The sequence below is a fragment of the Pseudomonas sp. 2995-3 genome (assembly GCF_002742565.1).
Classification (GTDB): domain Bacteria; phylum Pseudomonadota; class Gammaproteobacteria; order Pseudomonadales; family Pseudomonadaceae; genus Aquipseudomonas; species Aquipseudomonas edaphica.
The window spans coordinates 255,742-281,343 of the sequence record NZ_LJSB01000223.1 but is presented as its reverse complement, the minus strand read 5'-3'; the positions used below and the strand labels follow the sequence as shown (position 1 = coordinate 281,343).

20 protein-coding genes are annotated in these 25,602 nt (G+C 58.4%); 9 read left to right on the top strand and 11 right to left on the bottom strand.

Annotated features, from left to right (window positions below; translation table 11 throughout):
- Window positions 1-92 precede the first annotated feature (92 nt).
- The 5 genes from AOA62_RS22245 to AOA62_RS22225 all read right to left on the bottom strand — a co-directional run bounded on the left by AOA62_RS22245 (window position 93) and on the right by AOA62_RS22225 (window position 8,524).
- Window positions 93-989, bottom strand: a complete 897-nt coding sequence (locus AOA62_RS22245) for a LysR family transcriptional regulator (RefSeq protein WP_099549769.1) — start codon at window positions 987-989, stop codon at window positions 93-95.
- A 37-nt stretch (window positions 990-1,026) separates the two neighbouring features.
- Window positions 1,027-4,101 carry an efflux RND transporter permease subunit gene (locus AOA62_RS22240; RefSeq protein WP_099549768.1) on the bottom strand — a complete coding sequence of 1,025 codons (3,075 nt, stop codon included), beginning with the start codon at window positions 4,099-4,101 and terminating at the stop codon, window positions 1,027-1,029.
- A gap of 9 nt (window positions 4,102-4,110) precedes the next feature.
- Complete coding sequence (locus AOA62_RS22235; protein WP_177033254.1) at window positions 4,111-5,223, bottom strand: efflux RND transporter periplasmic adaptor subunit; 1,113 nt, start codon at window positions 5,221-5,223, stop codon at window positions 4,111-4,113.
- A gap of 94 nt (window positions 5,224-5,317) precedes the next feature.
- On the bottom strand, window positions 5,318-6,898 hold the full coding sequence (locus tag AOA62_RS22230; RefSeq protein ID WP_099549766.1) for an efflux transporter outer membrane subunit: 1,581 nt from the start codon (window positions 6,896-6,898) through the stop codon (window positions 5,318-5,320).
- 399 nt (window positions 6,899-7,297) lie between these two features.
- Window positions 7,298-8,524, bottom strand: coding sequence for a PD-(D/E)XK nuclease family protein (locus AOA62_RS22225; RefSeq protein WP_099549765.1), 1,227 nt, complete (start codon window positions 8,522-8,524; stop codon window positions 7,298-7,300).
- 301 nt (window positions 8,525-8,825) lie between these two features.
- Here AOA62_RS22225 and AOA62_RS22220 point away from each other — a divergent pair, with 301 nt between their 5' ends.
- From AOA62_RS22220 to AOA62_RS22190, 7 genes are all read left to right on the top strand, one after another.
- Window positions 8,826-9,224: a cytidine deaminase gene (locus AOA62_RS22220; protein WP_026013575.1), complete on the top strand. Its 399-nt coding sequence runs from the start codon at window positions 8,826-8,828 to the stop codon at window positions 9,222-9,224.
- 54 nt (window positions 9,225-9,278) lie between these two features.
- Window positions 9,279-10,544 (top strand): NupC/NupG family nucleoside CNT transporter, encoded by a 1,266-nt coding sequence (locus AOA62_RS22215; protein ID WP_017135630.1) that lies wholly within the window; start codon window positions 9,279-9,281, stop codon window positions 10,542-10,544.
- Between the two features lie 10 nt (window positions 10,545-10,554).
- Window positions 10,555-11,862 carry a thymidine phosphorylase gene (gene deoA, locus AOA62_RS22210; RefSeq protein ID WP_099549764.1) on the top strand — a complete coding sequence of 436 codons (1,308 nt, stop codon included), beginning with the start codon at window positions 10,555-10,557 and terminating at the stop codon, window positions 11,860-11,862.
- Window positions 11,859-13,088, top strand: coding sequence for a phosphopentomutase (locus AOA62_RS22205; RefSeq protein ID WP_099549763.1), 1,230 nt, complete (start codon window positions 11,859-11,861; stop codon window positions 13,086-13,088). The genes deoA and AOA62_RS22205 overlap by 4 nt, the downstream gene beginning before the upstream one ends.
- A 68-nt stretch (window positions 13,089-13,156) precedes the next feature.
- Window positions 13,157-13,783 carry a dTMP kinase gene (locus tag AOA62_RS22200; RefSeq protein ID WP_099549762.1) on the top strand — a complete coding sequence of 209 codons (627 nt, stop codon included), beginning with the start codon at window positions 13,157-13,159 and terminating at the stop codon, window positions 13,781-13,783.
- Window positions 13,784-13,949: 166 nt separating this feature from the next.
- The gene (locus AOA62_RS22195; RefSeq protein ID WP_099549761.1) at window positions 13,950-16,085 is read left to right on the top strand and encodes a TonB-dependent siderophore receptor; all 2,136 of its coding nucleotides are present in this window, start codon (window positions 13,950-13,952) and stop codon (window positions 16,083-16,085) included.
- 286 nt (window positions 16,086-16,371) lie between these two features.
- A complete protein-coding gene (locus AOA62_RS22190; RefSeq protein ID WP_099549760.1) occupies window positions 16,372-17,226 on the top strand; it encodes a DUF4238 domain-containing protein in 855 nt (284 codons plus the stop codon).
- 72 nt (window positions 17,227-17,298) lie between these two features.
- Here the strand turns inward: AOA62_RS22190 and AOA62_RS31540 are convergent, their stop codons facing one another.
- The 3 genes from AOA62_RS31540 to deoC all read right to left on the bottom strand — a co-directional run bounded on the left by AOA62_RS31540 (window position 17,299) and on the right by deoC (window position 19,985).
- On the bottom strand, window positions 17,299-17,994 hold the full coding sequence (locus AOA62_RS31540) for an HNH endonuclease (protein ID WP_143521901.1): 696 nt from the start codon (window positions 17,992-17,994) through the stop codon (window positions 17,299-17,301).
- Window positions 17,991-19,115 carry an AAA family ATPase gene (locus AOA62_RS22180; protein WP_143521900.1) on the bottom strand — a complete coding sequence of 375 codons (1,125 nt, stop codon included), beginning with the start codon at window positions 19,113-19,115 and terminating at the stop codon, window positions 17,991-17,993. The genes AOA62_RS31540 and AOA62_RS22180 overlap by 4 nt, the downstream gene beginning before the upstream one ends.
- 186 nt (window positions 19,116-19,301) lie before the next feature.
- Entirely contained in the window at window positions 19,302-19,985 is a 684-nt protein-coding gene (gene deoC / locus AOA62_RS22175; RefSeq protein ID WP_099549757.1) for a deoxyribose-phosphate aldolase, read from the bottom strand.
- A gap of 127 nt (window positions 19,986-20,112) precedes the next feature.
- On the opposite strand from deoC, the gene deoR reads away from it, so the two are divergent.
- A complete protein-coding gene (gene deoR, locus AOA62_RS22170) occupies window positions 20,113-20,871 on the top strand; it encodes a DNA-binding transcriptional repressor DeoR (protein ID WP_017135707.1) in 759 nt (252 codons plus the stop codon).
- On the opposite strand, the gene AOA62_RS22165 is transcribed toward deoR, so the two are convergent.
- Genes AOA62_RS22165 through rbsK form a run of 3 tightly spaced genes read right to left on the bottom strand, consistent with a single transcriptional unit; the run spans window position 20,868 to window position 24,188 of the window.
- The gene (locus tag AOA62_RS22165; RefSeq protein ID WP_099549756.1) at window positions 20,868-21,914 is read right to left on the bottom strand and encodes an aldose 1-epimerase family protein; all 1,047 of its coding nucleotides are present in this window, start codon (window positions 21,912-21,914) and stop codon (window positions 20,868-20,870) included. The two genes, deoR and AOA62_RS22165, sit on opposite strands and share 4 nt — an antisense overlap.
- Window positions 21,911-23,239, bottom strand: a complete 1,329-nt coding sequence (gene fucP / locus AOA62_RS22160) for an L-fucose:H+ symporter permease (protein ID WP_099549755.1) — start codon at window positions 23,237-23,239, stop codon at window positions 21,911-21,913. The genes AOA62_RS22165 and fucP overlap by 4 nt, the downstream gene beginning before the upstream one ends.
- 28 nt (window positions 23,240-23,267) lie before the next feature.
- Window positions 23,268-24,188 (bottom strand): ribokinase, encoded by a 921-nt coding sequence (rbsK, locus tag AOA62_RS22155; protein ID WP_017135710.1) that lies wholly within the window; start codon window positions 24,186-24,188, stop codon window positions 23,268-23,270.
- Between the two features lie 207 nt (window positions 24,189-24,395).
- Here rbsK and AOA62_RS22150 point away from each other — a divergent pair, with 207 nt between their 5' ends.
- The gene (locus tag AOA62_RS22150; RefSeq protein WP_017135711.1) at window positions 24,396-25,592 is read left to right on the top strand and encodes a multidrug effflux MFS transporter; all 1,197 of its coding nucleotides are present in this window, start codon (window positions 24,396-24,398) and stop codon (window positions 25,590-25,592) included.
- The last annotated feature ends 10 nt before the right edge of the window (window positions 25,593-25,602 follow it).

Genomic DNA, 25,602 nt, shown 5'->3' with positions numbered 1-25,602 from the left:
CAACTCGGTATGCCTGATGTACCGAGGTGCTTGCATCGCAGGCAAGCCAGCTCCCACAGGTTTTGCTTTAGTACGAGCCGCTCAGGTCGGTCTTATTTCCAATAGGGCGTTTCACCCAGCTGCTCGACGACAAAGTCGATAAAACAGCGCACCTTGGACGACACGATCCGCTTGGGCGGGTAGACAAACCACACCGCAAACGCCTGTTCAGCCCCCAGAATGCTCCAGTGCGGCAACCAGACCTGCAACTCACCCGTCTCAACGCTTTTGCTCACCAGCCAATCAGGCAGCAAGGCAAAGCCCAAGCCTTGGCGTGCAGCGAGCAACTGCGCGTCCAGGTCGTTGATGCGGATACAGTCGCCGTATACCAGCGGCAGGACTTCACCACCGGCCTCGAAGGCAACATCATGCGCGCTCAGGATGGCCGGCAGGCCGGCCAGGTCTGCCGGTGTCGCTGGGGCCGCGTATTGCTCACAAAACCCCGGGCTGGCCACCAGCAGGTACTTTCCCGCGCAGATCTTGCGCGCTTTGAGCGTTGAGTCGGGCAGGGCGCCAATCCGAATGGCCAGGTCAACGCCTGCATGAATCAGGTTGACTTGGGCGTTATCCAGCACCAATTCCAGCTTGATTTGCGGGTAGCGCACCAGGAACACGTTCAAGACCGGCAGGATATGGTGCCGGGCAAACGCCGGTGGCAAATTGAGCTTGAGCACCCCACGGGGTTGCTGGTTGAGCGCCGAGGTCGCCGCCTTGGCTTGCTCCAGCTCATCCAGCACACGGCGGGCGTGCAGCAGAAACGTCTGGCCGCCTTCGGTCAGGTGCAGCGTGCGTGTCGAGCGGTTGAACAGGGCGATGCCCAAGTCCTGCTCAAGATCCTTCACATAGCGCGAGACGGTAGAGGCCTTGATGCCCAGTCGCTCAGCCGCCCGGGAGAAATTATTGCCTTCGGCGGCCTCGACAAAGGCGGTTAGCGCAGCGAAATAATCCAAGTGCCGCCTCGGTGGTCAGCGTGGGTGAGCGCTCAGGTTACCGGCTGTGGTCAGGCACCGCCACGGGCACGGATCCCGGTTGTTCGACGTCCTTATGATGGGTTTCACCAATAAACATATACATCGCCGGCACCATAAACAGCGTCAGCAACGTGCCGATCGACAGCCCGCTGAAGATCACCAGGCCCATATCATGCCGCCCCGCAGCGCCAGCGCCCGACGCCCACACCAAGGGCACCACGCCCAACACCATGGCGGCGGTGGTCATCAGGATCGGCCGCAGCCGCACCGCCGCCGCTTCTTCAATCGCCTCACGCTTGCTGTGACCAGCGCGCTGCAATTCGTTGGCAAACTGCACGATCAGGATGCCGTGCTTGGTGATCAGCCCCAGCAACGTCACCAAACCGACCTGGGTGTACACGTTGATCGAGGCGTAGCCCATGGTGATAAAGGCCAGGGCGCCGAACAGGGCAGGCGGCACCGAGAACAGAATCACCACCGGGTCGCGAAAGCTCTCGAACTGGAACGCCAGCGCCAGGTAAACGATCAGGATCGAAAACAACAGCAGCCCGACGAAGCCGCCAGACTCCTGAATGAACTGGCGCGACTCGCCGGAGAAATCCGAGGTGTAGCCCGACGGTGCCACGTTGGTGAGGATGGTATTGAGCTTGGCCAGCAACTCGCCCTGGGCCACGCCGCTGACGCCCGATAGCGTTGCCGAGTTGAGTTGCTGGAAGTGGTTGATCGATTCCGGCTGGGTCGAGGTCTCGATGTGCGCCACCGTGCGCGCCTGGATCATGCTGCCCGATGGCGTGCGGATGTAGTAATCGAGAATCTGGTCCGGGTTGAGGCGGTCGACTTGCAGCACCTGGGGAATGACTTTGTAGGAGCGCCCGGCGGTGGAGAAGTAGTTCACATAATTGCCGCCGAGTGCCGCCGACAGCGCGGCACCTACATCGGCTTGGGTCATGCCCAGCGCGGCGATTTTTTCGCGGTCCACCACCAGCTTGGCTTGAGGTTTGTCGAGTTTCAAATCCATGTCGGAGAACCAGAACAGCTGCTGTTTCTGTGCCTCGGCCATCACCGCCTGCGCCACTTCGTTGAGGTTTTCCACCGAATCGGTGGTGGTGATCACAAACTGCACCGGCAGCCCTTGGGCGCCCGGCAGCGACGGCAGCGGGAAGGCGGCAATGGTGGCGCCCGGCACCTGGTTCCACTTTTGCTGCAAATCCAGAATCAGTTGGGCCTGGGAGCGTGTGCGCTCATCCCAGGTTTTAAGCAGCACGCCGCCCAGGCCCTGGTTGAGCGCGGGCAGGCCGGTGAGCTGGAACATCTGCGCGTATTCCGGCTCTTTATTGGCGATCTGGAATGCCTGGTCGGCAATCCGCTCCATCTGCTGCGGTGAGGCGGTGGGTGGGCCTTTGATCTGCATAAACACCAGCCCTTGGTCCTCGGTGGGCGACAGTTCACTCTTGGCCGTCATGCCACTGGCGGCCACCAGCAAGAACAGCACAAAACCAAAGGTCACCAGCACCGGCCAGATATTCAGGCCGCCCGCCAGCACGCGGTGGTAACGCTTGCGCAACCAATCAAAATAGTCATCGAGCTTGCGCGCGAAACGACCTTCCTCCTGCCCTGGTTTGAACAACTTGGAGGTCATCATCGGTGAAAGGGTCAACGCCACCACGGCCGACACGGTCACAGCGCCCGCCAGCGAGAAACAGAACTCCTTGAACAATGCGCCCGTCAGCCCGCTGCGCAGCCCGATCGGCACATAGGCGGCAATCAGCACCACAGTCATCGCGATGATCGGCCCGCCCAACTCCCGCGCCGCCACCAGCGCGGCCTCCAGCACGCCTTTGCCTTCTTCCTTGATGTGCCGGTCGACGTTTTCCACCACGATAATCGCGTCGTCCACCACCAGGCCGATGGCCAATACCAGTGCGAGCAAGGTCAGCAGGTTGATCGAATAGCCCAGCAGGTACATCACAAAGAAGGTGCCGACCAACGACAACGGGATCGCCACCAACGGCACGATCACCGCGCGGAACGAGCCGAGGAACAGGTAGATCACCACCGACACAATGATCATGGCTTCGACCAGGGTCTTCACCACCTCGTAAATCGAGGTGTTAATAAACGCGGTGGAGTCATACACAATTTCGCCGCGCACGCCGGCCGGCAGTTGCGATTGCAACTCGGGGAAGGCTTCGCGCACGCTGCTGGCGACGGTGAGGATATTCGCGGTGGGCGCCGCCTTGATGCCAATAAACACCGAGCGCTTGCCGGAAAACGCCACGCTGCTGTCATAGTTCTCGGCGCCAAGGGTGACGGTGGCCACATCCTCCAGGTACACCAGCGCATCGCCTTTCTGCTTGATCACCAGCCGCTTGAACTCATCCACCGTGTGCAAATCGGTGCCGGCGGTGAGGTCGACCGTCACGGTTTGCCCACGTGTCGAACCAACGGCCGACAGGTAGTTATTGTTGGCCAGCGCCGTGGACACGTCCTGCGCGGTGACGTTATGCGCCGCCAGTTTGTCCGGGTCCAGCCAGGCGCGCAGGGCGAATTGGCGGCCGCCGAGGATCTCGGCGGTTTGTACGCCCTGGATCGAATCCAGCTTGGGCTTGACCACCCGCACCAGGTAGTCGGTGATGTTATTGGTCGGCAGCGTGTCGCTGTAAAAACCCAGGTACATGGCGTCGGTAGTCTGCCCCACGGCAATGGTCAGCACCGGCTCTTGGGCTTGCGCCGGCAACTGGTTCTTGACCGAATTGACCTGTGTGTTGATCTCGGTAAGGGCTTTGCTGGCGTCGTAGTTCAGCCGCAGCGTGGCGGTGATGGTGGAGATGCCGGTGATGCTCGACGAAGCCAGGTAGTCGATGCCCTGGGCCTGGGCAATCGCCGATTCCAGCGGTTGGGTAATAAAACCGGCGACCGTGGAGGCGTCGGCGCCGTAGTAGGAGGTGGTGATGGTGACCACGGTATTTTCGGTGCGCGGCCATTGATTCACCGGCAGTTCAAAAATCGAGCGCAGCCCCAGGATCAGAATGAACAGCGAGACGACGATGGCCCACACCGGTCGCTGGATAAAGGTATCGGTAAGCTTCATGGGACACCTTTAATGTTCTTGGGGCGTCGGCGCCGGGTCGTTCAGCGGTGCGGCGCTGTTGTCGACCTTCACCGGCGAGCCGTTCTTGAGCTTCATCTGGCCGCTGGTGATCAACAGATCGCCTTCCTTGACGCCGGACAGGATCGCGACCTGATCGCCACGGGTCGGCCCGGTCTTGATAAAGGTCTGTTGCGCGGTGAGCACCTCGTCACCCTTGTCATTCTTGCTCGAGGTGGCAATGAACACCGTGGTGCCATACGGGTTGTAGGTCACCGACGTTTGCGGGACGGTGAGGTAGCGTTGGGTGGCGCCCGAGCTGACCACGGCACGGGCAAACATGCCGGGCACCAGGTTTTGCTTGGGGTTTTCAACCGTTGCTTCGACGGTGACGTTGCGCGTGGTGGCATCGAACTGGGTGTCGATGGTGCTGATGCGGCCCTTGAACGTCTGGTTGGACAGGCCGTCAGCCGTTACCGCGACGCCCTGGCCAATGGCGATGGCCTCCATCTGCGTTTGCGGCACGCTGAAGTCGATGTAGATGGGATCAAACGTCTGCAATGTGGCGATCTTGTCGCCGGGGTTGAGGTATTGGCCGGGGTTGACGCTGGTGATGCCGATGCGCCCGGCAAACGGTGCGCGAATGGTCTTTTTCGCCACCAGCGCGCGCTGCTGCTCGGCGGCGGCGAGCTTGGCTTTCAAGTCGGCGGTGTCGGTGTCGACCTGGGCCTGGGAGATGGCGTTGACCGCCAGTTGCGCCTTGTCGCGCTTGAGCACGATGACGGCGAGGTCGGCTGTGGCCTCGAGCGAGTGCAGTTGCGCGATGTCGGAGTCGGCATTCAACTGCACCAGCAGTGCCTGGGCTTCGACATCCTGGCCCGGCTTAAACCCGATGGTGCGCACAATGCCGCCCACCTCGGTGGTCACATCCACGCCGCGCACGGCTTTCATCGAGCCCACTGCCGAGACGCTGGGTTGCCAATCGCTGAATGGCACCTGCATCGCCGTCACCACCGCTGCAGGCAAGGGCTGTTTGGACTGGGCGATCAGCGCCGAGATCTGCACGAACTTCACCCCGGCAATGATCGCGACAATCACCAGCACCACCACGATCATGATCAGCATCGGCCGCCACAGTCGCCGCTTGCGCGGACCATTGGGGGCCGGTGGTGGGGCAGAGACAGGGGTGACTTCAGCCATGGGGTTTCTCACTGTTGATTCAGTTGAGCCGCGCGGCATCGGCCGGCGCGGCTTTGCTCTTGGCCGGCATGATTTCCTGCCACGACGGCAGGCCGAAGCGATCCGGGCTGCCCTTGGTATCCGGGTTCACATCCGTACGGTTCCACCAGCCGCCACCCAACGCCTGGAACAGCGCCGTGGTGTCGCTGTAGCGGGCGGCCTGGGCCTTCACGCGTGACAGTGCAGTGTTTTGATAGGTCTGCTGGGCCGTGAGCAGGTTGATATAGGCCACCGCGCCGAGACGGAACTGGGCCTGGACCAGATCCAGGTTGGCCTGCGCGGAGCGCTCGGCCACGACCTGCTGGTTGAGCGAGTCGGCGTCGGCTTCCAGCGCCCGCAGTGCGTTGGCCACGTCCTGGAAGGCGGTCACCACCGTGCCGCGATAACGCGCCGCCGACTCGTCGTAAGCGGCCACGGCTGCGCGTTTACGGTGTTCGAGTGCGCCAGCGTCAAAGATCGGCTGGGTGATTGAACCCGCCAGGCTCCACACGCCGGAGCCCGATGAAAACAGTTTGGTGCCGCTTGCCACCGTGGAGCCCAGCGAGCCGGTAATGCTGAACTGCGGCAACTGGTTGGCGACAGCCACGCCGATATTGGCACTGGCCTGATGCAGTTGAGCCTCGGCGGAACGCACATCCGGGCGCTGGCCCACAATGGCCGACGGCAGGCTCACCGGCAGTTCTTCGGGCAGCTGCAAGGACGCCAGGTTGAAGCGTTCGCCCTGGTCCTGATTCGGGAAGCGCCCCAGGTAGGCCATCAACTGATTGCGTGTCTGCGCCAATTGCTTTTGCAACGGCGGCAAGGTCGCACGGGTTTGCGCCAGTGCGGTTTGCTGGGTCAGCACGTCGGAATCGCCAATCGCCCCCAAACGCCGCTGGGCTTGCAGCAGGTCAAGCTGGCCGCCCTGCAGGCGGATGATTTCCTCGGTAGACGCGATTTGATCACGCACAGACGCGAGGCTGATGGCGGTATTGACCACATTGGCAGTCAGGGTCAGGTAAGTCGCCTCCAGCTGGAAGCGCTGGTATTCGGCCTGCGCCGTGGTCGACTCGATTTGCCGGCGCGTACCGCCAAACACATCCGGGGCATAGGAGACGCTCAGCGACGCTGAACTGACGGTCAGTATTGGCGATTGCGGCACGCCGGAGGTGACTCCCGAGACTTTCTCACGGGCCTTCTGCACATTGCCGCTCACCGACGGGAACAACGAAGCTTGATCGGCATAGATCAGCTCGTTGGCCTGGCGCAAAGCGGCTTGCGCGGCGCTCACATCCGGGTTGGCCTTCAAGGCTTCTTCGACCAATGCGTTCAAGGCGGGCGAACGAAACAGCGTCCACCATTGGCCAGGAATATCCATCCCGGCGATCAGCCGCTGCGCGGCGCCACCGGTGTCGATATCGGCGTGGGCGGTGGTGGTGAGTTTTTCTTTTGAATAGTCGGCGTTCGCGGCCACATCGGGTCGGGCGAAATCCGGCCCGACGGTGCAGCCGGCGAGGGCCAGGCACAGGAGGCTAAGCGGAGCGAGAACGTGTGATACACGCTGCCGAGGCTGCTCTTTCATGTTGACTCTATTAATCAGTTGGCTAACTGTTTTTTTATTGAGCAATGACTGCAGGTACATCAGGGACGCTGGACTCAAACCAGTGTAGGTGGTGCCGGGCGCTATGCAATGTCGGTACCTGAGTTTCAGCGGAACCGATGGCTATAAAATGCATTATCCGCATTGTTCTGTGTTTATTATATGCATTGTGAGTATTTTATGCGGGGTGATCAGTCCCTCATCTTCTCTGTCCTTATAAACAGGCATTTGGAGGTTTATCGCGCGGCGTATGAAGGCACGACGTTACGCGAGAGTTTGGGGTTGGGCGTTGCGTAGAGGGTTTTGGGCGCGGGTGGCCTGTTGCAACTTATCAGCGCAGGCCACCGTACCCGCAATAACAGACTCGAGGTTACAACGGGCTCAACCCTGTCGAGGGTTGAGCAGTGTCCAGTCAAACTCGAGTTGCACACGCTTGACCATTTCGATGACCTGAAAGGCAAAACCCGTCTGCTCACGGTCATTTAGCATTAGCCAGGCATCCGGATCAACGCTCCAGTCCGATGCAATGGGCAGCGAGGAGAATGCGCGGGCGTCGTATGTCCACCAGGGCCACCATTTCGTCGTGCCGCCTGACACATCACACAGTGCGTCCATGTGTTTACCGAGCCGCTGAACATCCAGCTCAGCATGTTCACCTTCGTCCCAGCGGCATATCCCGAAATAGAGCCTGCCGTGATTACCCCGATCAAACGCCCAGCCGAGGCCAAACAGGTGTGAGGGATCAAAACGAATACTGAACGACCCTTGCGGCGAACCGTCCAGCAATGTCTGGTCCCAAAACAACTCAGCATTTAAGTGACTAAGGTTGAGTTTCAGGTGAGCCAGAAAGCCTCGCCACATTTCGCGCTTGGCCTCACGCAACTGCTGGGAAATCAAGAATGCAGCCTTGATGTTTTTGTCATTGCGCAGCAACAACCGCGTGAGTTCCTGGGTTGTATCCAAATGCCGTTCTCCATTGATGTGTTGATCTACAAACTGGGCGAGCGCCTCAACGAACACCCTTACTGAGTTTGCCCGCGTATGACGCGCACAGTCTTCGAGCCACGCCTTGAGACGGAAGAAATCAAAGGTGACGATCCGTTCAGCGAGTGAGGCTGGCGTGCCCATGGGGAGGCTGCGTTCGCAAACATCACCATTGCTTAGGTAGATGAGCAACCACTCATCACCATGCTGCTTGTTAAGGTAGATTGCGTAGTCGAGCAATTGGTTGGGTTGATCGGGCGCCCAAGGTTTGTTCTCGATTGCTACGCTGCCAGAACTGAAGCGCAGGTACATGTCCAGACGGCGACCGCTGGGCAGCCTGAACTCCGTGTGGTTGCTTTTGTGTTCCGCTGGCGCGGGGTGAAATTTCTGATCCTGAAACAGACGCAGGAAGCTGCTCAAATACAGATCACTCTGCCCGTGTGCGCCATTCGGATCGAGCAGCAAGCTCAGATAGGCGGAGAGGGCGTTCTCGTCGCTTCGCAAAAACGCCATGAGCTGAAAGTCAGGGGCCAATTGCGCCTGGTAGCGACGTTTGGCCTGTTGGTCCACGTCATACCAGAGATGGAACTCGTTAAGCAGATCTTCAACAGCGCCGATATTCATCTCAATCCTTGTTGTTCGCAAAAAATCCGGCATTACGATCGCCGCGCCCCATTTGAATGCGTTTGCTTCATCCAGGACCCAGGGTGGCGCAGGCGCTGGCAGGCACCCCGAAGGCAGTGTCAGGCAGTAAAAGCGGAGCATACCTAGGGCATGGAGGATTTACGCGAAAGTAAAGATCCGGGTTTTGCCCGCAGGCAAAAATAAAGATTGAGTATTCACACCAAATGTTATTTTAATAACACCCATAAGAGCGTCACGACCGTCCTGGACGTGCTCGCAAGAAAATGGGATGCCCCTGTAAATGACAATTGAACAGCGTTTGATGGAAGAGGCCAAGCGGGCGGCCGAACGCACGTATTCGCCTTATTCCAGGTTTCCGGTCGGCGCGGCATTGCTGACCGCCGATGGTGAGGTCGTACTGGGCTGCAACGTGGAGAACATCTCCTACGGGCTGACCAATTGTGCCGAACGCAGCGCTTTGTTCAGTGCCATCAGCCAGGGCCATGCGCCGGGCAGTTTCAGGGCCATCGCGGTTTACGCACCCAACGTTTCACTGATAAGCCCTTGCGGTGCCTGCCGCCAGGTGATGCTGGAGTTGATGGCCAAGGATGCAGTGGTGATTTGCCAGGGCAGTGACCCTGCCACCACGCGTACCTGGACCCTGGCGCAATTGTTGCCGGGTGCTTTCGACGCTTTCTAATCCTGGGCAGGCCAATTGGCCTGTGTCCGCTCGGTCCATTATTGAGACGCCTGCATGATCAGTCTTGTCGGAATAGCGACCCTTATTGTCATTGCCATTGCTTTATCCCACCAGCGACGCTCGATCAACTGGCGCACGGTTTCGGTCGCCTTTGTGATCCAGGTCCTGATCGGCGCTTTTGCGCTGTACGTGCCCTGGGGCCAGACGGTGCTCGCCGCGCTGTCGGGCGCGGTAGCCTCCCTGCAGCTCTACGCCAACAAAGGCATCGAGTTTCTGTTCGGCGGTTTGAGTTCACCGCATATGTTTGAAGTGTTCGGCAATGGCGGGTTTGTATTCGCTATCCGAGTGTTGCCGATGATTGTGTTCTTCGGCAGCTTTATCTCGGTGCTGTATTACATCGGCGTGATGGGCTGGATTATCCGGTTGGTGGGCGGCGGCCTGCGTCTGTTGCTGGGCACCAGTCGCGTCGAGTCGATGGTGGTGACGTCGGCGATTTTCATCGGCCAGTCGGAGGTGCCGCTGGTGGTACGGCCGTTCATTGCCAAGCTGACGCGCTCTGAGTTGTTCGCGGTGATGGTCGGCGGTTTTGCCGCGGTAGCAGGTTCGGTGCTGCTCGGTTACGCCGGGCTTGGGGTGGAACTCAAATACCTGATCGCCGCATGTTTCATGTCGGCGCCGGGGGCGTTGTTGATGGCCAAGCTTATGGAACCGGAAACCGAAGCGGCGCGCACCGACGAGGTGATTGAAGAGCTGGGGCAGGCCGAGAATCGGCCGACCAATATCATCGACGCGGCTGCCGAGGGCGCGCAGGTCGGCTTGCGCCTGGCGTTGGCGGTGGGCGCCATGCTGCTTTCGTTTATCGCGCTGATCGCCTTGTTCAACGGGCTGCTGGGCTGGGCGGGCAACTGGTTTGGCTACCCGCAGCTGACCTTGCAACTGGTGCTCGGGCACGTGTTGGCGCCGATCGCTTTTCTGCTCGGGGTGCCGTGGCATGAGGCAGTGCTGGCCGGCGGTTTTATCGGGGAAAAACTGGTGCTCAACGAGTTCGTCGCCTATGCCGACCTGGCCAACTACCTGACCGCGGACAAGGCCGCCGCAGCCGGGGTGCCGCTGTTGTCGGCACACACCCAAGTGATCGTCACCTTCGCCCTGTGCGGCTTTGCCAATCTGTCCTCGATTGCCATCCAACTGGGCGGCCTCACGGGTATCGCCCCGCAACGGCGTCAAGAACTGGCGCGGCTGGGCTTGCGGGCCATGATCGGCGGTACGCTTTCGAACCTGATGAGCGCGGCGATTGTCGGCTTTTTCATTTCGCTGTAAGGAGCACAGTATGTGGTTGCCACAAGAAGTGATTCGCCGTAAGCGCGACGGGCATGCCCTGGCCGCTATCGACATTCAACGGTTTGTCGCCGGCATTGCCGACGGTAGCCTCAGCGATGGGCAAGTGGCGGCGTTCGCCATGGCGGTGTTCATCAAGGGCATGGACGTGAGCGAACGCATTGCCTTGACCGAGGCAATGCGCGATTCCGGTCAAATACTGAAGTGGGAGCTGCCGGGGCCGATTGTCGACAAGCATTCCACCGGCGGCGTCGGCGACATGATCAGCTTGTTGCTCGCGCCCTTGCTGGCGGCCTGTGGCTGTTACGTGCCGATGATCTCCGGGCGCGGCCTGGGGCATACCGGCGGCACTCTGGACAAGCTCGAAAGCATCCCCGGCTACGACTGCCAACCCAGCACCGAACGCCTGCGCGCGGTGGTGGCTGAAGTCGGCTGCGCGATCATCGGCCAGACCGCCAACCTGGCACCCGCGGACAAGCGCTTGTACGTGATCCGCGATGTGACTGGCTCGGTGGAGTCGATAGACCTGATCACCGCGTCGATCCTCGGCAAGAAGCTCGCCGCCGGCCTCGATGTGTTGATCATGGATGTAAAGACCGGCAACGGCGCCTTTATGGCTGAACCTGAGCAGGCGCGAGCTCTGGCCGCCAGCATCGTCGCAGTGGCCAACGGCGCCGGAGTCAACACCCGTGCCCTGATCACCGACATGGACCAGCCGCTGGCCCGCAGTGCCGGCAATGCCCTGGAAGTGGCTGAAGCGGTCGCTTTGCTCAAGGGCGAGGTGCGCAGTGAACGCCTGTGGGCAGTGACGTTGGCGCTGGCCACACAGGCACTGACGATGGCCGGCCTGGCGAGGGACGAGGCCCAGGCCCGTGATCAATTGCTTCAAGCCTGGCAGAGCGGCGCGGCCTTGCAGCGATTTGAGCAGATGGTTGTTGCGCTGGGCGGCCCGCAGGGTTTTACCGACAAACCCGATGAACATTTACCCAAGGCGGTCGTGTCGGTGCCGGTGTGGGCCGAGGAGGAGGGCTGTGTCACCGAGATCGACACCCGCGCCGTGGGGTTGGCGGTGGTGACATTGGGCGGTGGACGCAGCCATCCGGACGACGTGCTGGACCTGTCCGTGGGCTTCAGCGAGTTGGCCTTCGTCGGCGAACAGGTGAATGCAAAACGGCCCCTGGGCTGGGTTCACGCGCGCACCCAAGAGCAGGCCGGGCAGGGCGCATCCGCCTTACGCGCAGCGTATCGGCTGGGCGGTGAACGCCTGGCCGCGCGCGAATTGATCCAGGCAATCCTATGAGCAAGGCCATCGTATTAGTGCTGGACTCATTGGGCATCGGCGCGAGTGCCGACGCCGCGCTGTTTGGCGATACCGGCGCCGACACCTTGCGCCATATCGCCGAAGCCTGTGCCCGTGGTGAGGCCGATGGGCCATTGCGACGGGGACCTTTGAACCTGCCGAACCTGGGCCAGCTGGGATTGGGCGCCGCAGCGGCGGCCAGTGGCAATGGCCCGCTGCCAGGCAACTGGGGCGATGCGGCACCGATCAGCGCCTTTGGCCATGCGCGCGAGCAATCATCCGGCAAGGACACGCCGTCCGGGCATTGGGAAATGATGGGCGTGCCAGTGTTGTTTGACTGGGGTTATTTCGAGCAGCCGACCGAGTCCTTTCCACCCCAACTGCTGGCCGACCTGATCGAGCGGGCAGGGTTGCCGGGCATCCTGGGCAATTGCCATGCCTCGGGCACCACGGTGCTGGACGATTTGGGTGAATTACACATCCGCAGCCAGCAGCCGATTTGCTACACCTCGGCCGACAGCGTGATGCAGATCGCCGCCCATGAAAGCCATTTCGGCCTTGAAGCGCTGTACCGAGTGTGTGAAATCGCGCGCACCTTGTGTGATGAATACACGGTCGGCAGGGTCATTGCCCGACCGTTCACCGGGGAGCACGCGGGCCAGTTCCGGCGCACCGGCAATCGCCGCGACTACACCGTGCCGCCACCGTCAGCGACGCTGCTTGATCGCCTCTGCGACGCCGGCGGCACCGTGCACGCGGTGGGCAAGATTGGCGATATTTTCGCTCACCGAGGCATCAGCCGGTTGTACAAGGCCGATGGCAACGACGCGCTGTTCGACGCCACGCTCAAGGCCTACCGGGAAGCACCTGACAACAGCCTGGTGTTTGCCAACTTCGTCGACTTCGACATGCTCTACGGACACCGCCGAGACCTGGCCGGCTACGCTGCCGCGCTGGAAGCCTTCGACCGCAGGCTGACGGAATTACTGGCGTTGATGGACTCGCAGACATTGTTGATCATCAGCGCCGACCACGGCTGCGACCCCTCGCGCCCGGGCAGCGACCATACCCGTGAGCATGTGCCCGTACTGGCTTATGGTGCAGGCGTGGCGGCGGGGTGGTTGGGCGAGCGAGCCAGCTTTGCCGATATCGGCCAGAGCCTGGCGGTGCACTTGGGGTTGGAGCCGTTGGCATGGGGCACGTCTTTTTTGCTGCGTGAGCCATAGCATCGACAAGCGTCATCGGCTTCAAACTACGTTAAGGTGCTCATCACTTATCCATCATTACGTGAAGCATGAATCGTCCATTATTTGTCTCCCTGGATGGGCCTAAAGGCACGGGGAAAACCACGCTGTTGGAAGCCGTTACCCAAGCACTGCGGGCAGACAACAAAAAGGTGATCCGTCTTTGCGAGAGAAAAAGCGATCCCTACAGGGCTGAAACCATGGCCCTGGTCAACGCACACGCCAGAAACCCCACCGATGATTCGGAGTGGAGAGTGTGTGAGCGCTTTGCGGATAGTCGGCTCTGGATTTCCCGGCACGTGCTGACTAAACAGCCAGCCGACAGCATTATCCTGATAGACCGTTGGTACCCCTCAGATGCCGCGTTTCGCCGGACAGTCCCGTTCGCCGACATATTGCAGTTAAACCTGGACCGACACGTGCGAGTGCCAGACCTGCATGTGGGCGTTATCACCGACCCCGAGATTTCATGGTCGAGGGTCGCGCAACGACGGCGCGGGATGGGCAGTACGTTGATCCATACGCTGCAGGAGCATGTCGAGTGTACCCAGGCGTTTTTGCGAGCGGCGGGTGATCAGGGCTGGGTTTTGTGCCGTAATGAAGGGGCGATTGAACAGGCGACGGGGCAGGTGATTTCCGAGATCTACAAGGTCCTTAAGGCAGTCGAAGCAGGTTAGAGAAATTGCTCCTGCCATCCCGGCCCTGGGATGGCAGAGGTACACAGCCGATACTCGAAAACCTTCAAATGAGAATGAGTTGCAAATGAGATCTGCTGGTATATCATGCCTCCCGAATCCAGGCAGGTTTACCTTCCCGTCCGCTCATCCATTAGGTCCAAAACCCATGCGTCATACCCTGATTTCTCTCTGCGTACTTCAGGCGGTTGCCCCTGTTGCCTGGGCGCAGGTTGCCGGCAGCGAAAATGCCAGCCTTGAGTTGCAAGCCATCAACGTCACGGGAGACGTAGACGCCGAGACGGCTCAGGGGCCTGTCAAAGGGTATCGCGCCACACGCTCTGCCAGTGCCACGCGCACAGACACCTCAATTCATGAGACGCCACAGTCCATCAGCGTCGTGCCCAAGGACGTGGTCGAGGACATTGGCGCGACTCGCCTGCAGGAGGCCCTGGACTATGCCGGCGGCGTCGGCCGAGCGAACAACTTCGGTGGCCAGGGGCTTACCAGCTTCACGGTGCGTGGGTTTACAACAGCAGAGTTCTACCGCAACGGTTTTCCGATCAACCGGGGCTATCCCAGCATGCCGGACGCCAACAGCATTGAGCGCCTTGAAGTGCTTCGTGGGCCAGCGACGATGCTCTATGGGCGCGGCGATCCCGGCGGTACCTTCAACGTGGTCTCCAAACAGCCTTTGCCTGAACGTACGGTCACATTGGGTAGCCAGGTGGATGATCAGGGTATGAAGCGCGGCACCCTCGATGCCTCCGGCCCGCTGGATGAGCAAGGCCGCCTGGCCTATCGCCTCAACGTGGTGGGAGAGGGCGGCGACACCTTCCGCGACCATGTCTCAACCGAACGCTATGGGGTCACGCCGGTACTGAGCTGGCAGGTCAGCGACGACACCAAGGTGATTTTCGAAGGCGACTTCATGCGTAACAATCATCCGCTGGATCGAGGCCTGACCCGCTTCGCCAACCAGGGTGGCACGCCGTCCCGTGAGACCTTCTGGGGTGAAAAGTACGCCGGTAACCTGCACAACGATAACAACATGGCTCAGGTGCGCTTCGAGCATCTACTCAACGACAACTGGACACTGGGCGGTGGTATGCAGTGGTTGGACGGTACGATGAAGGGCAATGGTGTTGAGGCAAACAATGCCACCAGCCTCAACGCCGATGGGCGAACCCTCCAGCGCAACTTCAACTACCGCAAGCTGGACTGGACCGACCAGGACTATCAACTGAACCTGACCGGGCGCTTTTCCACGGGCGGCCTTGATCACACGTTGCTGACCGGCATCGAGTATGAGGATTACGACTACAAGTCGATCATCCAACGCTCCAGCGGCGCGGCGGGGGCTTTCCCAATCGATATCTTCAACCCGGTCTATGGCCAGCCACGTCCGGCGCTGACGCGTACGCCCACCCACGACAAAGAAAACCTCAAGACTTACGCCGCCTTCGTCCAGGATCAAGTGGCGCTGACCGAGCGTTTAAAGGTGCTCGCCGGTGCGCGCTTTGAGCGCTTCGAGCACCAGTACGAATCCTACGTGCCCGGTGTGAGAAGCTGGAACGCCGCCGACAACGCCGTCACGCCGCGCATCGGGGTGATGTATGACCTCACTGACACGGTTGCGATCTACGCGGACGCCGCGCGCTCGTTCAAGCCCAACACGGGTGCCAGTCGTCAAGGCGGCGGATTCGAGCCGGAGAAGGGCAAGTCCTACGAAGTGGGGGTTAAGTGGGAAGCGCTGGACCGTCAGTTGAGCGTCGACGCGGCGATCTATCAGATCGAGAAGAAAAATGTCCAGGGTGTCGACCCGGTTGATTCGGCCTTCAATGTCGCGACAGGGCAAGTCCGCAGCCGCGGCTTCGACCTGAACGTGGCCGGCAACCTGACGCCCGAGTGGCGTATGATCGGTGGCTATGGCTATGTGGATGCCGCAGTGACCAGGGACACCACCGTGCGCTCCGGAACACGTCTGGCGAATATTCCGCGCAATAGCTTCAGCCTGCTCAACGTGTACGAGTTTCAGGATGGCGCGCTCAAAGGGTTTGGCCTTGGCGCAGGTGGAAAATACGTAGCCGAGCGTGCCGGGCAGACCGCCAATGACACGTTCTCGATGGGGCCTTACACCGTCGTCGACTTGCTCAGTTATTACAAGGTAAACGAAAAGGTCAGACTCAACCTCGACGTGAAGAACCTGTTCAACCGTGAATACGACGAAGGCTCGTTCCTGAACTTCTACGCTTATCCCGGTGAGCCGCGTACGGTGCAAATGGGCATTTCTTATACGCTGTAATCCAATCGGAGTGCGGTTCGTCGTGGGGGATTGGCGAACCGTGGGCCAGCCTTGGATCGGGGCGGGCTGCATACTGAGTGCGTGGCGGTGCTGACTTACCATCGCCAGTGCGTGATACATAATTTAACATAATATACATTATGCGAACCATCCTATACGGAGCTGAGGGGCTCTGGCGGTCAGATTTGAAGCCTGGCACTGCCTGCTACCGTCGTTTTCGCGGACGCGAAAATCAGGCGCATGAGCTACCTTCAATAAATCGAATGGCAACGAATATGAGTCTGATATGAACGAACCGATCTACCACCACTATGTTTCAGCTGGATACTTGAGAGGTTTTGCGAAATCAGGCAAGCATGATGTCGTCCATTGCGTTGACCTTGATGCCAAAAAAGAATTTCCGCAAAACGTGAAAAAGGTCGCTGGAGAGGATCACTTTAACCGGTTACACGGCCATTCAGATCCCAATATTCTTGAGAAGGCCTATGCAAGCGAGCTTGAGGGACCTTCGCTTGCTGCACTCAAGCGATTTTTAGAATGCAGTAACTTTTCAAATGCGATGGATCGGGAGGCTGTCCTGCTGCTTTTTTCCCTTTTCGCGACTAGAAATCCACGTGATAGGCAGTCATTTGCCGAGAGCGTCCAACCTCTTCACCAGATACTTATTATCTCGGCACTGGGACAGGAAGGCTTGAAATCACCTGGGGCTGCTGCCGCGTTAGAGATGAATACATCTAAACATGCGTCACTGGAGCTGAATATTATTGGAGATATTCATCAATGCCTGCTCGATCGAAAATGGATTTTTCTTAAAGCCGGCGATGATTCACCAGGGTTTATCACCTCAGATTACCCCGTACACCTCATACCTCACGCATTTCGAATTGACGATGGCTGGGGGCTTGGGTTTGCGTCAAAAGATGTGAGGGTATTTATTCCACTGAATAAGAGTCTTGCTGTAATCGGTGATTATGAGGCCACAGAAAGAATGGTTTCATTAGACAGAGAAGCTGTTGCCGCTTTTAACAGCAGAACTATCCGCGATGCGACTAGACAGATTTATGCTTACAGCGATGAATTCGAATTCATAGGCCCAGACAACCGAATCCTGACTGGCACGAGCCTGCCGAATGTTCTTTGAGTATGCCCTCTCCTGCGGGGTATATTCATATCAATTATAACTATGCTAAATATCTATTTAGTTGAGTTATATTTAAATCTTTAAATACAGTCGATTCATGATAGCCGTTAGGTCATCACTCATCGCGTCTGGGTTTTGCTCGATATAGTAATTCAATGCTTGAAGTGTTTTGGCCACAATAGGATTCCCAGTTTCTTTTAGAGAGAAAATTGATACCTTCTCAAGTAAATCACTGCAGATTTTTTTGCCTTTGGGCGTTTTTCCGACGAAGGTTCTGAGATGCAAATGGTTGGTTCTGATATGAAACATTACAATATGGTCATCATAGGTATCGATATTAGGATGGTAGGATCCAAATACATTACCTTGATAAAGAAGTGTTATGGCATTGAGGTGGTACCAATCAGACGAGGATTTAAAGGCATTGCATGTCGCACAGGCGAGCGCCAAATTATTATAAGTAAAAGCAAACATGGGGTACCATTTGATAGGCAATACATGTTCGATATTACCGTTGACACGGCTGAATATTTTGTCTTGACAGTAACAGCAGTACCCCTGCTGCTTCTCTTTTAAATGATCTCCCAGTGCCCGATGAATTTCCTTGCCGTATCCAGTTTTGTAAAATACGGACCAAGCGGATTTTAAGGGAGGGTAGTTACCTCTAGCACAACGATCGAAATTTCGAATTTGGTCGAGCGCCAAGTCTCTTTTGAGTTTTACGTTAGGGTACAGCGTCGAGACAAATCTCTTTAAATCTGCGTTCATAGGCGCCCCTCGCCTTTTGCCGCCCTCGTCATAAGTTCTTCTATAGCACCTTCAAACTCTTTAACAGATTGAATCAGTTCAGACTTGTCTTGTAACAGCGCAGATACAGCGTGAGCCTTCTCTATGAGCTTATCCACCTCTCGTTCAATGCGACCCGCCTGCGCCACGTCATGGCCGCCAGCTATTGTAGAGTTCGCATAATTGAGCGCCATATGCAAAACATGGGCATATTGCTCATAAATAGCCTTGTTGTGAGGTGTTAAAGTGTGGAACTCGCCAAACATTAGCGCCTCGATATTAAGCTCGCTACTGTTGATTCGTCGCAGTAAGCGATCGCTGCACATGTTGTAACACGTTGCGCCCGACGTTAAGGCACTGACAATCATAACGGGAGAGTGAGTGGCGACGATAAATTTGCAGCCCGAAAAATCGACGATCAACTCATGCATTAGTTTTGGCCATGAAAGCTGCCATTCAAGGTGCAGACTGATTTCAGGTTCATCAATATAAAAAATAACGTTTGACGCGCGCCTGGATAAAATTTTTAGCGCCATTGAAATCATATTTTGCTCACCTGAGCTAAATTTCGCAAACTGCATCGGTAAGCCATTTTTTTTGGTCAAGACAAGATCAAAAGGTTTTGCTTTGTTTGAAAGCACGGCTTCATTGGCTGCGACAAAATCCATGCTCAATTCTGCAGGCTCGAATGACGCTTGCTCAATATTTTTACGCTTCCTGACCTCTCTTGGCATAATACCGATACGGCGATCAAATCCGATATCACTTAGTAAGTTTAGAAAAGCACCCTGTGTTTGTCTTTTTAAGCACTGCACATAGTTAAGTGTTGCATTGGCTGAAATTGTATTGATATGTATTGCATTGCCGACTGTACGATTGCCAAGGTAAGTATAACTGCCGGCCTTGCGCAGCTTTGTTGTCCCACCCCATGTAAACTTATCACTTAAGCCAGAGGAGATTACAACGACGTCAGTGCGTTTGCTTTCGAGTTGGGCGTCCAGCTCAAGTTTCAGGCTTTTGCCGACGCCATTATTACCAATAATATAAGTAAACTGGTTGGCCTTATTGATCTCTTTATCCATTCCTTTGGTGGCTGAGTTCAAGTATTTATTCCTTTGAAATTAATTCCGATACCAGGTCACTTTGGGTTTAGTGAGCGTTGACCACTGGTGGCTATTGGCTACTCTATTCTCAACAGCAGCTTTCTGCAAATGCCCCCACATAAAATTGGTCGTGCGCATATCCGTCAGTACCCTGACGGATATGTATTTACCCGTACAGGAAAAGCTTCAATAACCGCCCACCGCCGCCATTTCCCCACCCACAATTGCAACCCCCGAGCTGCTGCCCAAACGTGTAGCCCCGGCCTCAATCATCTTCACCGCCGTCGGATAATCACGCACGCCACCGGAGGCCTTGACCCCAACCTTGGCACCCACGGTTTTACGCATCAGTGCCACGTCCTCAACTGTGGCACCACTGCGGCTGAACCCGGTGGACGTCTTGACGAACGCCACGCCCAAATCCCGGCAGATTTCGCAGGCCTGGATCTTTTGTTCGTCGCTGAGCAGGCAGGTTTCCAGGATTACCTTCAATGGCACGGCGCCGCAGGCTTTATGCACCATGGCTATGTCTTCGCGCACGGCCTCAAGCAGGCCTTCCTTCAGCCAGCCGATATTGAGCACCATGTCGATCTCCCCTGCCCCGGCGGCTATCGCCCGTTCGGCTTCGAAGGCCTTGGTGTCGCTCAGGCCGGCGCCCAATGGGAAGCCCACCACCGCACAGATCACCACGCGATCGTCGGTCAGGCAGGACGCGGCGTAAGGCACCTGCCCCGAGTTCAGGCATACGGAATAAAAGCCGTGCGCCTGTGCTTCTTCGCACAAGGTGCGAATCTGTTCACGGGTGGCATCGGGGGCCAGCAAGGTGTGATCGATGTACTTGGCCAATGCTGCGGGTTGAAGCGTATTCATATAACGTGCCCTTGCCTGTATGTTGCCAATGGTGGTGTGCCGCGTGTTGCGGTGCTCACATTAAGCGTTACAATATTCACAATTAATGTTACTTAGTTAACACAAACAATCAAGCCCTGGAATGCCCGTGGACAGTAAAAAAGCCGAGCGACTCAAGCTTATCCAGCAAGCCCTGCAGGACCAGAGCGCCATTCACCTGCGGGAAATGGCGGCGCTGCTGGATGTTTCCGAGATGACCCTGCGCCGCGACCTCAGCCACTTCAGCGAGCATTTGCGCCTGCTCGGTGGCTACATCACACGGGTCGGCAGTGAGGCCGGTGATTACCGGGTCGCCGACCAAGGCACGCGTCACGTCGAAGAAAAACGCCGCATCGGCAAACTCGCTGCGCGGTTGATACAGCCCGGCGACACGGTATTTTTTGACTGCGGTACCACCTCGCCGTTTGTGATTGATTTCATCCCCGACGAGTTGGAGTTCACCGCGGTGTGCAGCTCGTTGAACGTGTTGCTCAAGCTGCAGAACAAGCCCAACTGCCATATCGTGCTGTGCGGCGGCACCTTTCACCGCAAGAACCAGGTGTTTGAAAGCAGCGCCGAAAGCAGCATTCTCGACAGCGTGCGCCTCACGTGGGCCTTTGTGACGGCGGCGGGCGTCAGCCAGGAATTTGGCGTGACCTGCTTCAACTTCAATGAAGTCGAGGTCAAGCAAAAGGTCCTGCGCCAAGCCCAGCAGCGCGTGCTGCTGGCGGACTTCAGCAAGTTCGACACGGTGCGCACTGCGCACTTTGCCAGCCTTGCAGACTTTCAATACGTGGTCAGCGACAAGAAAATCCCCCAAGCGTACAAAGAAGCCATCCAGGCCAGCGGCGCGCAATTGCTGGTTTAACCCAGCAACGTTTGGCGCTCCCGCGCATTCAAGTAGCCGGTGGTCACGCTGAACGAAGCGCTGGCCCCGGCCGCCAGCACACGCACGTGACCTTTGGCTTTTTCGGCGTTATAACCTTCGGGTTCACAGGTTGACGGCAGTACGAACGCCGCCACTTGCTGGTCCGGTGAGTGCAGGATCCAGCGTGCGGCGTGCTCGAACTCCTTGGGGCGATAACGGGTGTAAAACGCCGCACCATTCGGGTGGTCCAGCAGAAAATGTGCATGGCCGCTGGCGTCTGTGCCCACGTCGTCGAAGAAAAACACGATTTCAGGGTCGTACAACGCCGGTGTGTCGAGACACGCCAACTGCGCCGGATGCTCGGCCAGTTGCGCCATATAGGCGCTCCAGTCCGGCGTGGGCTTGACGTGGTCCGGCACGCTGGTGCGCAGGCGCAGGCGCTGCATGCCCAGCGGCTCGACAAACCGCGCGCCGGCCACATAGGCGTAGTTCATATGGGCCATGTACATCAGTTCCATGGGCTTGCCGGCCAGGTTGGTGACGTCCATATCGATATCGAACAGGGCTGAATCCGCGCGCAGTGTCACGCTTGGGGTTGCCCTGTAGCGATCGCCAAAGCCCTTGGCATATTGGTAAGTGCCACCCAGGCGCAGGACGCCCTCGCCTATTTCCAGCCAAGCTGTGTCCATGGGCGCGCAGGGCATTTCGCCGTGCAAGGCATGGGTGTCATCCGGCGCCGGGCAACCGTTGCGCAGCAGGCCACTGTGAAACATAAAGCAGCCATAAGTATCAATGACGGTCGGGCTGGGCCTTGGCTGCTCGAACAGGTTGGTCATGGTCAGGTCGCAGCCGTCGAACACCGCCGACCAGATCATCTGCCCTTGATAAGGCAACACCACCAGGCGTCCACGGCTGTTCTCCAGGCCCACGGCCAGCACGCCGGACGGGTAAACCCAGGCGCTGACCTTAAAGTCTTCGGACTGTAGCAAGACCTTTTCCTGCTCGCTGAACAGCACCGGATACAACGGGATACGCGTGTTCATGAGGCCACCGCCGCCGCACCCGACGGCACGCTGTCCGACTGGCGCATGCACTTGAGCGCATACATCACGATCACGATAAAGCACAGCAACGGCACACTGTAGGCCAACTGCATGTTGCCACCGCTGGCGTCAGACAACAGGCCCTGGAAGATCGGAATCACCCCGCCACCGACAATGCTCATCACCAGTAATGAACCGCCGACACCGGTGTCCTCACCCAGGCCATCGATGGTCAGGCCGTAGATGGTTGGCCAGCACGGGCCGAGAAAAATGCTCACGCCAACTGCCGCATATACTGCGGAAATGTTCGGCACCAGGATGGTGTAGGCCAGCAGCACAATGCACAGCACGCCATAAATCGCCAATACCCGGGCCGGGTGCAGGCGGCGCATCAGCAGGTTGGCGATCATCTTGCCGACAAAGTAGGCGGCAAACGTGGTCAGCAAAAACCATGAAGCGCTGCGCTCATTCATGCCGCCCATCTGCATGGCCAGGCGAATGGTGAAACTCCATACGCCGACTTGCGCACCCACATACAGAAACTGCGCGAGTACACCAAAGGTAAAACGCGGGTTGCGCCACAGGCGGCCCAGGCTTTGGCGCAGGCTGCCGGATTTATTGTCGACGGGGTTATTGCCCTTGCAGGCCGGAAACCGGGTAATGGCGATCAGGATGAACATCAGCACCAGTACGGCGATCATCCATTTGTAGGGCAACAGCGTGGACTGGATCATCTGCAACTGCTGCACCGCCGCCTCGGAGGCGCTCATCTGCGTCAGTTGCTCGGTGGTGGCATCGGTGTCCTTGAACATCACAAAGCTGCCCACGTACACCCCGGCCATGGCGCCGAACGGGTGAAAGGTTTGCGAGATATTCAAGCGCCGCGTCCCGGTTTCCCGTGGACCCATCAGGGTTGAATAGGTATTGCACGCTGTTTCCAGGAACGACAGACCGGCGGCAATCACAAACAGGGCCAGCAGGAACATGCCGTACTTGGCGGTGGACGCCGCAGGAAAAAACAACAGGCAGCCCAGCATGTACAGCAACAGGCCGATCAGAATGGTGCTTTTGTAGCTTAAGCGGCGCACCACCATCGCGGCCGGAATCGCCACGAAAAAGTACCCCAGGTAAAACGCCGACTGCACAAAGGCGGTTTGGAAATCGCTGAGCAGGAAGGCTTTCTTGAAGTGCGCGATCAGCACGTCGTTCATGCTCGCCGCTGCAGCCCACAATGCAAAAATGCTGCACAGCAGGATAAACGCGAACCAGGGCGTGCGGTTCAGATAGAAGCCATCGGGTGTCTGTTGCAGCGCAGGTTTGTTCATTATTGTTCTCCGGGCTGGGTTGAGAGTCTTACCGCTGTTGCTGGAAACGGGCGAACGCTTCGGCGTCGGGATAGGAGGTCTGTGTACCCAGCGCTGTGACCGAACAGGCGGAATACGCCACCGCTTGCTCCATGGCCTGGCGAATAGCGCCGTCGCGGCTCCAGTGCTGGATGAAACAACCGATAAACGCATCACCGGCGCCGGTAGTGTCGCGGGCCACCACCCGCTGGCCGGGCACCTGGAACTCGCCCTCCTCGCCCACGTACAGCGCGCCGTGCTCGCCGAGGGTGACGATCACGTGGCGAATGCCGCTGGCCACCAACGTACGCGCGGCGCTGCGGGCCGAGTCCGGCGAGTCCACGACGCGACCGGTGATCAACGCCAGTTCCGATTCGTTGGGAATCAGGAAATCCAACTGCGCCAGGTGCTCGGCACTCAAGTCGGCCAGGGCCGGCGCCGGGTTGAGCAGCACCGTAATGCCATGACGGCGGGCAAATTCGATGGCGTAGTAGACCGTGTCCAGGTTGATCTCCAGTTGCAGCACGATCAGCGTGCATTCACGCAGGTCGGCAGCGGCCGTCTCGATGTCCGCTGGCAACAAATGCGCATTGGCGCCTTTGACGATCAAAATGCTGTTATGGGAATCGGCCCGCACAAAAATCGGCGCCACGCCGCTGGAGACGCCCGGCACACGCTGCACGTAACGGGTGTCGATACCAAAACGCTGGAAGTTGGCCAGGGTGTTGTCGGCGAACATGTCGTCACCGACTTTACTCAGCATCAGCACCTGCGCGCCAAGCTTGGCTGCCGCCACCGCCTGGTTGGCGCCTTTGCCGCCACACCCCAGGGCAAAGCCCGGCGCTTCCAGGGTTTCGCCCTGGTCCGGCATGCGGTCGATGTAGGTAATCAAATCCACCATGTTGCTGCCGATGACTGCGATCTTGCCCATTGCTATCTCACCTTGTTGCGGCACGACCAGGCAGGTCGTAGCGCTCTTGTTTTGTTATTTAAATAACATTAAGTGTGATTATTCAATCTTTATTTTATGAAGATCAGTCAAGCCGCAGGAAAATGTAGCGTCTGTGTAAGCATCATCTTGTGTGCCCAGGTACAGCTCACTAAGCTGGCCGATCTTTTGCTGTGACCCGGAACCCCCATGTCTCGAAGTATTGCCCACCTCGCCTTGTTGCTCGGGTTGATCACCGCCATCGGCCCTTTCGCCATCGACAGCTATCTGCCTGCGCTACCCACCCTGGGTGCCAGCCTGCAGGCGTCGCCGGCGGCCGTGCAGATGAGCCTGACGGTGTTCTTCATGATCATTGGCGTGTGCCAGTTGTTTTACGGGCCGATCAGCGATGTGTACGGTCGCAAGCCGCCGATTTACGCGGGCCTGGCGATTTTTGCGGTGGCCAGCGTCGGCTGTGCGCTGGCGCCGACGATTGAAGTGCTGATTGGTTTTCGTGCCCTGCAAGCCTTTGGCGCCTGCGCCGGCATGGTGATCCCACGGGCGGTGGTGCGTGACCTGTACACCGGCCACGAAGCCGCACGGTTGATGGCCCTGCTGATGCTGGTGATGAGTGTTTCGCCGATCCTCGCGCCCTTGGCCGGCAGCGTGGTGATTTCACTCTGGAGCTGGCGTGAAGTGTTCGTGGTGCTCGCAGTGGTTTCGCTGTTGTGCCTGGTGATGACCTTTGTGCAACTGCCCGAAACCCATCCTGCCGAACGCCGCCTGGGCAAGACCCTGGGCAGTGCGATCGGCAGCTACGGCGCCTTGCTGCGCGACCCGGTATTCACCGGCCTGTCGGTGGTGTGCGGGTTTGGCTTGGCGACGTTCTTTGTGTTTATCGGCAGCGCGCCGTTCGTGTACATCGAGTATTTCGGCCTGACGCCTACGCAATTCAGCCTGTGTTTTGCAGTAAACGCCGCGTCCTTCTTCGCCATGAGCCAACTGACCGCACGCCTGAGCGCGCGTTTTGGCCTGGCGCCGCTGATTCGCGGGTCGGTGATCGGCGTGGCGGTGGTTATGAGCGCGCTGGCCGTCACCACCTTGTGGAGTGACAACCTCGCCTTGATGATGGCACTGCTGTTTATCGGTTTCGGTTTTCTCGGCCTGTTATTGCCGGCCGCCGGTGTGTTGTCCATGGAAGATCACGGCGCAGTCGCAGGTTCTGCCTCGGCGCTGCTCGGTGCTATCCAGATGATCACGGCGGCCGTGTCCATGACGCTGGTTGGCGTGTTTGCCGACCATACACCTGCGCCCATGCTGGTCGGCATCGCGCTGTGTGCGGTGGCGGCGATGCTGGTGACCTTATGGACCCTGCGTCGTTTGCCGGCTCACCTGGCGCGTGATTGACGCCATTCGT